Raw genomic sequence first — 497 nt, 5'->3', positions numbered from 1 at the left:
GATCAGCTCACCCTGCTCAGCCAACTGCTCGGCGATAGCGCGCGCTTCCTGGAGCTGCTCAGCAGACCAGTCCACGGTCCCGGTCACCTTGATGCTGGTCACCGGAACTACACACCCGGCAACGCCATAACCCGCTACGTGGGTCGCCTCTTCACGGTGGCACCAGCGGTACCGGGGAGCCATGTCCAGGGTGCCGCTCAGGCCTTCGAGAATTTCAGCCATCCATGCAGCCGGTTTCGACGCGGAAGCCGGCACTTCAGCCAGCCAACCGGTGACGCGGTACTGCTGCCCATTGAGGTCAAAGATCGCTCCGGCGTCCGGTGCTTGGCTGGCATTGGTCATGGTGGCATTCCTTGATGAATTGAGGCGAGTCTAGTCAGTTGCTCGCGTGTATACAATAGCGTTTCGCGAAATATTTTTCTCGAAATGGCATTGACCTTTTATCTAGCGTGTATACGATAGATACAAAGGAGATTTGCTATGACCGACACCGATTT

The 497-nt window shown here is 56.7% G+C and carries 1 protein-coding gene; it reads right to left on the bottom strand.

All coding sequences use genetic code 11. The annotated features are described in order from the left end of the window. The coding region (locus tag EEB15_RS33280) for a hypothetical protein (protein WP_141514259.1) at positions 1–342 on the bottom strand (342 nt) is incomplete at its 3' end. Between the last annotated feature and the right edge of the window lie 155 nt (positions 343–497).

Origin of the sequence: Ramlibacter sp. WS9 (assembly GCF_003797765.1) — a bacterium.
Taxonomy (GTDB): Bacteria; Pseudomonadota; Gammaproteobacteria; order Burkholderiales; family Burkholderiaceae_C; genus Ramlibacter.
The sequence above is the reverse complement of the archived record's forward strand: the minus strand, read 5'-3'. Positions and strand labels throughout refer to the sequence as shown.